Below are 8,918 nucleotides of genomic sequence, written 5' to 3' on the forward strand. Positions count from 1 at the left end.
CCTGCCGGCGGTGCCGCAGCGCGGCTCGCTGGTGTTCGACGATCCCGCGATCGACCGCGTCAACGGCTCGGTGCAGACGCCGCTCGGTCGCGCTGCACACGTCGAGCTGCACGGCCGTCTCGCCGACGGCTCGTCCGTGGATAATCCGGTGATCGAGACCGCGCTGCAGATCAACGGCGGCAGCCTGCAGGACGTGCATCCCGTGCTGGCGACGCCGTTCGATGCCGACATCCGCACCAAGATTTCCGGCCTGAAGGATTTCACGCCAAAACCGTGGCCGGAGCGCTTCCGCGAGATCCAGGCCGCCGGCGGCCATGTCGAGATCGTGCAGTCGCGCATCCAGCAGGGCGAGATGATCGCGATCTCCGCGGGCACCTTGAGCCTCAACGCAAATGGCCGCATCGAAGGCGAATTGCAGATGACGGTCACCGGCCTCGAGCGCGTGATCCCGGCGCTGGGCATCGAGAAGATGCTGGAAGAAGGCGTGCCGCAATCGACGCTCGACCGCGTCGCGCCCGGCGTGAAGACGCAGGACCTCAACAATCTCTTCGGCGCGCTCGACCGTGCCATCCCCGGCCTCGGCAAGGTGGTGAAGCAGAACGCCAATGTCGGCGTCGCCGCCAGCATCAATTCGCTCGGCAGCGAAGCCATGCTCGAAGGCAAGAAGGCCCGCAGCTTCCCGCTGCGCTTCGTCGACGGCGCGGTGCTGCTCGGCCCGATCAAGGTCGGACAAATCCCGCCATTGTTCTGACCCGTAGCCCGGGTGAAGCCAACGGGTCGCGCGAACGCGCGCCCGATGACAGGCTCCGCGCAACCCGGGACGTCTCAGCCCGCACCGCGAGCGGCCCCGGATTGCGCTTCGCTCCATCCGGGCTACAAGCCGAGTAAAGCGTCAATCGCCGAAGCGTGATGGCAATCGCGGCGTGCGCCGGGAATGCCAACGCCTGCTCGAAGCTCCTGCTTTGCGAAGGCCCGCACATCCGTAAACCGCGGGTCATGGCAAGGAGAGAGCAATGATCAGGTTCAGACTGTTTGGCCTGGCGGCCTATGTCGCGGCATCGATGGCATCGCCCGCATCGGCGCAGCCGGTCGTGGATGAGCCCGGCATGGAAGCGTTCGTGCATCCGAACAGCGATCTTGGCATCGGCATGTCGAAGCCGGTGGTCGACAGCCGCGCGATGATGTCAGTCTATCCCCGCGCGAGAACCCCGCATGTGAAGATGCGGGCGACGCTGCATCGGTGACACTTGCCGTCATTGCGAGCGAAGCGAAGCAATCCATCCCGCCGCTTGTGGAGGCATGGATTGCTTCGTCGCTTGCGCTCCTCGCAATGACGACAACGAGCGTCACTCCGCCTTCTTCTCCAGATTCGCATGCGGCCGCCCGAAATCCGGCGCGGCTGAATCCTGCCCGATCTCGACGATGCCGCGGCGGATGGCGCGGGTGCGGGTGAAGTGGTCGAACAGCGCTTCGCCGTCGCCGCGGCGGATCGCGCGCGTCAGCTTGGAAAGATCCTCGTTGAAGGTGCCGAGCATCTCCAGCACCGCGTCCTTGTTGCTCAGGAACACGTCGCGCCACATCGTCGGATCGGAGGCCGCGATGCGGGTGAAATCGCGGAAGCCGCCGGCGGAGAATTTGATTACTTCCGAGGACGTCACCTGCGCCAGCTCGTCGGCGGTGCCGACGATGGTGTAGGCGATCAGATGCGGCAGATGGCTGGTGATCGCGAGCACGAGGTCATGATGATCCGGCGTCATGATCTCGACCTTGGCGCCGAGCGCGGCCCAGAATTCACGCAGCCTGTCGACCGCGCCCGCGTCGGCGCCATCAGGCGGCGTCAGGATGCACCAGCGGTTGATGAAGAGCTCGGCAAAACCGGAATCGGGCCCCGAATGCTCGGTGCCGGCCACCGGATGCGCCGGCACGAAGTGCACACCATCAGGAATATGCGGCCCCATGTCCCTGACGATGGCGCCTTTGACCGAGCCGACATCGGAGACGATGGCGCCTCTCTTCAGGTAGGGCGCGATCTCCGCCGCCACGGGCCCGCAGGCGCCGACGGGAATGCAGAGGATGACAAGATCGGCGTCCGCAACCGCCTCCGCATTGGTCTCCACCACGCGGTCGACGATGCCGAGCTCGGCAACGCGCGCGCGTGTTTTTTCTGAGCGCGCGGTGGTGACGATCTCGCCGACGAGCCCTTGCGCCCGCGCGCCGCGCGCGATCGAGCCACCGATCAGGCCGAAGCCGATCAGCGCGATACGTTGGAAGTGAGGGGCGGCGTTCACTTCTGATCCATGAAGTCGCGCAGGCCCTCGACCACGAGGCGGTTGGCCTCCTCGGTGCCGATGGTCATGCGCAGCGCGTGCGGCAGGCCGTAATTGTTTAATGCCCGCAGCACCAGTCCGCGCTTGGTGAGGAACGCGTCCGCGTCAGCCGAGGTCTTGCCCTTTTCGGTCGGGAAATGGATCAGCACGAAATTGGCGACGCTCGGCGTCACCTTCAGCCCGAGCTTGCGGATCTCGTCCGTCACCCAGCTCCGCCATTTTTCGTTATGCACCCGCGACATCTCGACATGCGCGGTGTCCTCGACCGCGGCGACCGCCGCGAGCATCGCCGGACTCGAAACGTTGAAGGGGCCGCGAATGCGGTTCACCGCATCGACGATATGCGCCGGGCCGAACATCCAGCCCACGCGGAGCGCCGCGAGCCCGTGGATCTTGGAGAAGGTGTGGGTCATCACCGTGTTCTCGGTCGTCGCACACAGTTCAAGACCGAGCCCATAGTCGTTGCGCACCACGTAATCGGAATAGGCGGCGTCGATCACCAGCAGCACGTCCGACGGCAGGCCTGCGCGCAAGCGCTTGACCTCATCGAACGGCAGATAGGTGCCGGTCGGGTTGTTCGGGTTGGCGAGCCAGACCAGCTTGGTCCGCGGCGTGACCGCCTCGAGGATCGCATCGACACTGGCGGTGTAGTCGGTCTCCGGCACGACCACGTTCTTGGCGCCGTTCGCCTTGGTCGCGATCGGATAGACCAGGAAGCCGTGGGTGGTGGAGATCGCCTCCGAGCCTTCGCACAGATAGGTGTGGGCGAGCAGGTTGAGGATTTCGTCCGAACCGGCGCCGCAGATGATGCGGTTCGGGTCGAGGCCATAGGCGCGACCGATCGCCTCCCGCAGCACCCGCGAGGTGCCTTCCGGATAGTCCTCCAGATGTTCGGCGGCGTGCTTATAGGCCTCGATGGCCTTCGGCGAGGGGCCGAACGGCGTCTCGTTGGCGGAAAGCTTGAACACCTTGCGCCCCGGTTCGGCCACCGGGCTCTTGCCGGGGGTGTAGGGCGCAATATCGAGGATGCCGGGATTCGGCACGGGGCGGGACATCTCTAACTCTCTAGCTCCGGATTCTAGGGGCGGGGGGGCACCGTATAGCGCGTTGCGTGGCTGCCGACGAGGGCCGATGAGCGCACCGAGGCCCCGGCGCGGATCAGGGCCATTTTGATCTCCTCGAAGCCGCGGCCGGCGACCGATACCAAAAGCGCTGCGCCGTCGAAGGCGGTGTCCGGCACCGCGACGATTTCAGCGAGCGGCGCCACCGCGCGGGCGATCTCGGCGTTCCAGCCGGAGACGCGCACGCTCCACATCTCGACTTCGGTCACCATCGCATCGTCGGCGACGCGCGAGATCACGAACACGGGCAGCGCTGCGGGATGATCGGCACGTTCGAGGAACGGCAGCCGCGCAATGATCTTCGGCGCGCCTTCGGCCCCGAGGTCGATCCACCACGGCGTGCGGCTGGAAATGGCCGACACCAGCGCCAGGTCGCCCTTCGATTTCGCCACCGCTTCGACGGCCGCCTGCGCGCTGAAATGCGAGACGTAGGGCACCACGAAGCCGAAATGGAAGCGCGCCGAATCCCGCATCATGGATTCGCCGACCGAGACATCGGCATGCACCGAGAACGGTGCCTGGACGTAAGTGAACGTCGAGATGATGACGCGCCAGATGCTCTCGATGGTGTCAAGCGGCAGGATGCCCCGATGGCGCTCGACCAGGCTGCGCATCATGGCGGCTTCGCGCGCCGGCCGGAACGCGGAGCCGACTTCCTGGGTCTGCTTCACCCTGATCAGGCGGTCGATGATGTCGCCACGCGCCATCAAGAGGCGGTGAACCTGCTCATCGATCGCGTCGATCTCTTTGCGCAACTCGGCCAGCGAGGGCGGCGCCGGAGGCGTTTTTGACATGCTAGGGCCCGTCAATTCTCTTCAATCAGGGAGCCAACTCTTCACCTCTCCCCCGCGTGCGGGGAGAGGTCGAAATTCAAGCGAGCTTGAATTTCGGGTGAGGGGGACTCTCCGCGAGTCCGTCTGTTACCTTGTTAGCGGAGAAAGCCCCTCACCCCAACCCTCTCAGGGCGAGCTCCGCTCGTCCCGGCCCCGCAAAAGCGGGGAGAGGGAGAAGTGCGAGCCCCCGTTCTGTCCCATGGGGCCAGACGGCGCAAGCTCAGCCTCAAGGTCACGGTTAGGTTAACGGCCCTGGTTGCCTTGACGCGGGTCAGGTAAGGGACTACTTTCCCAGCGTTCCGTGGTCATTTGAGCCGGCCGGCTTGCAGCCACGTTAAAGAACTTGCTAAACAGGCCGGGGACAGATCGATCCCGGCCGAACCTTTGTTCAGGCCGGGTTTTTTTATGGCCTGATTTCTGTCCGGGACCTCCGCGTCGGAGGAAGGGGCCGCAATGACCAAGGTGCAGTCGATCAAGAGTCCGTCGATCCAGGGTGAGGACCGCGCCCATGAGGCCGATCATCCGTCCTCGCCGGTAGCAAAGTTCGGCATGGATCAGCCGTTGAAGCTCGACTGCGGCATCGACCTCGCGCCGTTCCAGATCGCCTACCAGACCTATGGCGAACTCAATGCCGAGCGCTCCAACGCCATTCTGGTCTGCCACGCGCTGACCGGCGACCAGCATGTCAACAATTTGCATCCGGTGACGGGCAAGCCCGGCTGGTGGGAGACCATGGTCGGCCCTGGCCGTCCGCTCGACCCCTCCAAGTACTTCATCATCTGCTCCAACGTGCTTGGCGGCTGCATGGGCTCGACCGGCCCTGCCTCGCTCAGCCCCGCGACCGGCAAGGTGTGGGGCCTGGATTTTCCGAACATCACCATTCCCGACATGGTGCGCGCGCAAGCGATGCTGATCGACCGGCTCGGCATCGAGACGCTGTTCTCGGTGGTCGGCGGCTCCATGGGCGGCATGCAGGCGGTGCAATGGGCCGCGGCCTATCCGGAGCGCGTGTTCTCGACGCTCGCGATCGCCTGCTCGACGCGGCACTCGGCGCAGAACATCGCCTTTCATGAGCTCGGCCGGCAGGCCGTGATGGCCGATCCGGACTGGCGCGGCGGACGCTATGTCGATCAGGGCACGCATCCGCATCGCGGGCTCGCGGTCGCGCGCATGGCTGCGCATATCACCTATCTCTCGGACGCGGCGCTGCATCGCAAGTTCGGGCGGCGGATGCAGGATCGCGAACTGCCGACATTCTCCTTCGATGCCGACTTCCAGGTCGAGAGCTATCTGCGCTACCAAGGCTCATCCTTTGTCGAGCGCTTCGATGCCAACAGCTACCTCTATCTGACGCGGGCGATGGACTATTTCGACATCGCCGCCGACCATAATGGTGTGCTGGCGAAGGCGTTCCGCGGCATCAAGACCCGGTTCTGCGTGGTGTCGTTCACGAGCGACTGGCTGTTCCCGACCTCGGAAGCGCGGGCGCTGGTGCATGCGCTGAACGCCTCCAGCGCGCGGGTCTCGTTCGCGGAGATCGAGACCGACAAGGGCCACGACGCCTTCCTGCTCGACGTGCCCGAATTCTTCGACATCTCCCGCGCTTTCCTGCAGTCGGCCGGCAAGGCGCGCGGCCTCGGCGATGCGGGGGTCGTGTGATGGCGCTTCAGGAACAAACCCTGCCGCTGCCCGGCGTGGCGCCGCAGGCGAGTACGAGCCTTCGTCCGGACCATGTTCTGGTCGCCGAAATGGTGGAGCCCGGCTCGCGCGTGCTCGACGTCGGCTGCGGCGACGGCGATCTGTTGCAGCTCCTGGAGAGCCGCGGCATCGACGGCCGCGGCATCGAGCTGTCGCGCGAAGGCGTCAACCACTGCGTCGCCAAGGGGCTCGCGGTGGTGCAGGGCGATGCCGACACCGACCTCGTCAACTATGCCGACGATGCGTTCGACTACGTGATCCTGTCGCAGACCCTGCAGGCGACGCGCCAGCCGAAAGCGGTATTGGAAAATCTCCTGCGCATCGGTCACCGCGCCATCGTCTCGTTCCCGAATTTCGGTTTCTGGAAGATGCGGCTGCAGCTCCTGGTCGGCGGGCACATGCCGCGCACCGAAAACCTCCCCGCCACCTGGTACGACACCCCCAACATTCATTTCTGCACCATCAAGGATTTCGTCCAGCTCTGCGACGAGATCCACGTCAAGATGGAGCGCGCCGTCGCGCTCGACCTCTACGGCCGCCCGGTGCCGCTCAACCTGCCCTGGTGGGTCTGGAACATGTTCGGCGAGCAGGGTGTGTTCCTGCTGAGCAGGGGCGGCAAGGGACGCTGAGCACTCTCCCCGTCATTCCGGGGCGCGCGGCTTAGACTGTTGCCGCGCGCTCCTGCCTCGTCATTCCGGGATGCGCCGAAGGCGCAGGCCCGGAATCCATCGGGCGGCAGGTCACGCTGCCCAATGGATTCTCTGATGTGCAATTGCACATCATAGCTCACGCTTCGCGTGCCCCGGAATGACAGCTAGGCCACCATCGACCTGGGATCGCGCGGCAACCATCGGCCCGCTTCCACCAGCGCGATGAACCGCTCGACCATCTCGTTGAACAGCGCCGGCTCCTCGAGATTGAGCACGTGTCCCGATTTCGGGAAGAACGTCAGCCCCGCCGCTGACAAATGCTGCTTCAGGAACAGGCTCGGCTCGACGCAATTGTCGTCCTCGTCGCCGCAGATGATCAGCGCCGGCGTCGGCACGCGTCCGATCGCTTCCGCCATGGTGTAGATCGATGGCCGCGCGCCTTGAAAACTGCGCATCGTGTTGGCCGATCCCTTGGCATCGTGCCGGGCGAGCGCGGCGTAGAAGTCGGCATGGCCGCGCGGATCCTTGACGAGGAACGGAATCCGGCCCGGCGCCTCGCGCGTCACCTTGGCGACTTCGGCCGATCCGATGCTCTCATACTGCTCGGCATTGGCGCGGCACTGCGCGCGGAAGGCGTCGAGGTTTTCGAGACTTGAGCCGGAGCCGACGCCGGCGAGCGTCATCGACAATGCGCGCTCGGGCGCATTGAGCGCAACCTGCAGCGACGAATAGGAGCCCATCGACAGCCCGACGAAATGCGCGCGTGCGATACCGAGATGATCGAGCACCGCGAGCGCATCGGTGTAGAAATGCTTGTAGCTGTAGACCTCGGCCGATGGCGGAACGTCGGAGGGCGTGTAGCCGCGCGCGGAATAGGCGATGCAGCGGTGGCCGCGCGAGAAATAGCGCATCTGCGGCTCCCAATTGGTGTGATCGGCCGCGAACTCGTGCAGGAAGATGATCGGCGTCCCGCTCCCAACCTCTTCGAAATAGAGGCGGACATTATCCTTGGCGACGGCATAGGGCATTTTAACGTTTTCCTTCTTGTGAGCCTGCGCAGCGAGGATCGCAATTAACCTTCACGGCTGCAATGCGGCGGCATCGTTTCCTTTTTCGCCTCCAAATGTTCGTGAAATCGTCCTGCAATTTTTCGCCGCAGCGCGGCAGGAAATCTTTGTCTTGCCACATTGAGCGGCACAAAACGCACCGCGCCTGTCATCCAGATGTCATCCACAGACGGGCGCGCCTGGGAAAACGGGGGTGTAACAGAAGGAAAAAATGGGAAGTATGGTTCAGTTGCGTGCGTTCCGCCGGTTGCTTCGAGTTCTGGCACTGGCGTTGTGTTCGACGATAATCGTCGTCTCTGTCTCTCCCGCTTCGGCACGGCCTCATCACGGCGCAGGGCGCCACGCGAGGGCCTATCATGCCGGTCATCATGCCAAGCATCACTATGCGCATCATCGTCACCGCCACATGACGCGTGCCTCGCGCTGGGAGCGCGGCGTAGCGCAGATGCAGGCGCAGGGTCTTGCCGACAGCAATGCGAGCCTGTCGCCGGAGCCGCAGCAGGGGGCAAGCCTCGGTTCTTCGAACATCGTCGATGAAGCCCGCCGTCACCTCGGCGGCAATCCGACCAGTCGCGGCAGCCTGTGGTGCGCGCGGTTCATGAACATGGTGCTGCAGCATTCGGGTTATCGCGGCACCGGCTCCGACATGGCGAGCTCGTTCGCCCGCTATGGGCAGCGTGTCTCCGGCCCACAGGTTGGCGCCATCGCCGTGATGTCGCGGGGACGCCGCGGCGGCCATGTCGGCATCATCACCGGCATCGACGCCAAGGGAAATCCGATCATGATCTCCGGCAACAACGGCAACCGCGTCCGTGAAGCCCCGGTCTCCCGCGGCCGCATCTACGCCTACGTGATGCCGACGAACTAGCCGCTACACTCTCCACCGTCATTCCGGGGCGCGCCTCTTGGCGCGAGCCCGGAATCCATCAGGCCGCAGGCGCAGGCAGCGAAATGGATTCCGGGTTCGATGCTTCGCATCGCCCCGGAATGACAGCCTCCGTCATTGCGAGCGCAGCGAAGCAATCCACGTCTCCACTTGCGGCGCTATGGATTGCTTCGCTGCGCTCGCAATGACGATGTGGTTGCTTTGGGTGCGACAAATCAACCCGACGGGCAAATCAGCGAAAAGTCTGTCCAGCCCTCGCGCAAAAAACATTCCGCTTCCTCCGTCGGGCAAATCAGTGATTTAACTCCGCGCGTCTCACCCGAATGAGGGGCGGGT

At 64.6% G+C, this 8,918-nt stretch carries 10 protein-coding genes and 1 riboswitch; of the genes, 5 read left to right on the forward strand and 5 right to left on the reverse strand.

Annotation, left to right across the window (positions count from 1 at the left end; genetic code table 11):
- Both CWO89_RS36395 and CWO89_RS36400 read left to right on the forward strand, forming a co-directional pair.
- Window positions 1-751 (forward strand): DUF2125 domain-containing protein (locus CWO89_RS36395; protein ID WP_130583214.1); only part of this gene is annotated, 751 nt, incomplete at its 5' end.
- A gap of 262 nt (window positions 752-1,013) precedes the next feature.
- Window positions 1,014-1,244, forward strand: coding sequence for a hypothetical protein (locus CWO89_RS36400; RefSeq protein ID WP_130583215.1), 231 nt, complete (start codon window positions 1,014-1,016; stop codon window positions 1,242-1,244).
- 102 nt (window positions 1,245-1,346) lie between these two features.
- Here CWO89_RS36400 and CWO89_RS36405 read toward each other — a convergent pair whose 3' ends face one another.
- Genes CWO89_RS36405 through CWO89_RS36415 form a run of 3 tightly spaced genes read right to left on the reverse strand, consistent with a single transcriptional unit; the run spans window position 1,347 to window position 4,242 of the window.
- Window positions 1,347-2,288, reverse strand: a complete 942-nt coding sequence (locus CWO89_RS36405) for a prephenate/arogenate dehydrogenase family protein (protein WP_130583216.1) — start codon at window positions 2,286-2,288, stop codon at window positions 1,347-1,349.
- A complete protein-coding gene (gene hisC / locus CWO89_RS36410; protein WP_130583217.1) occupies window positions 2,285-3,382 on the reverse strand; it encodes a histidinol-phosphate transaminase in 1,098 nt (365 codons plus the stop codon). Before hisC ends, CWO89_RS36405 begins: the two co-directional genes overlap by 4 nt.
- A 23-nt stretch (window positions 3,383-3,405) precedes the next feature.
- Complete coding sequence (locus CWO89_RS36415; protein ID WP_130583218.1) at window positions 3,406-4,242, reverse strand: chorismate mutase; 837 nt, start codon at window positions 4,240-4,242, stop codon at window positions 3,406-3,408.
- Window positions 4,243-4,572: 330 nt separating this feature from the next.
- Window positions 4,573-4,652: riboswitch (SAM riboswitch) on the forward strand.
- Between the two features lie 82 nt (window positions 4,653-4,734).
- On the opposite strand from CWO89_RS36415, the gene metX reads away from it, so the two are divergent.
- Both metX and metW read left to right on the forward strand, forming a co-directional pair.
- Window positions 4,735-5,940, forward strand: a complete 1,206-nt coding sequence (gene metX, locus CWO89_RS36420) for a homoserine O-acetyltransferase MetX (RefSeq protein WP_130583219.1) — start codon at window positions 4,735-4,737, stop codon at window positions 5,938-5,940.
- Window positions 5,940-6,608: a methionine biosynthesis protein MetW gene (gene metW / locus CWO89_RS36425; protein WP_130583220.1), complete on the forward strand. Its 669-nt coding sequence runs from the start codon at window positions 5,940-5,942 to the stop codon at window positions 6,606-6,608. Before metX ends, metW begins: the two co-directional genes overlap by 1 nt.
- Window positions 6,609-6,793: 185 nt before the next feature.
- Here the strand turns inward: metW and CWO89_RS36430 are convergent, their stop codons facing one another.
- Together CWO89_RS36430 and CWO89_RS46330 are read right to left on the reverse strand one after the other, a co-directional pair.
- The gene (locus CWO89_RS36430; RefSeq protein ID WP_130583221.1) at window positions 6,794-7,657 is read right to left on the reverse strand and encodes an alpha/beta fold hydrolase; all 864 of its coding nucleotides are present in this window, start codon (window positions 7,655-7,657) and stop codon (window positions 6,794-6,796) included.
- Window positions 7,658-7,701: 44 nt separating this feature from the next.
- On the reverse strand, window positions 7,702-7,962 hold the full coding sequence (locus CWO89_RS46330) for a hypothetical protein (protein ID WP_165421475.1): 261 nt from the start codon (window positions 7,960-7,962) through the stop codon (window positions 7,702-7,704).
- Here CWO89_RS46330 and CWO89_RS36435 point away from each other — a divergent pair.
- Window positions 7,917-8,564 carry a TIGR02594 family protein gene (locus tag CWO89_RS36435; RefSeq protein WP_130583222.1) on the forward strand — a complete coding sequence of 216 codons (648 nt, stop codon included), beginning with the start codon at window positions 7,917-7,919 and terminating at the stop codon, window positions 8,562-8,564. The two genes, CWO89_RS46330 and CWO89_RS36435, sit on opposite strands and share 46 nt — an antisense overlap.
- Window positions 8,565-8,918 lie beyond the last annotated feature (354 nt).

Origin of the sequence: Bradyrhizobium sp. Leo170 (assembly GCF_004296405.1) — a bacterium.
GTDB lineage: Bacteria > Pseudomonadota > Alphaproteobacteria > Rhizobiales > Xanthobacteraceae > Bradyrhizobium.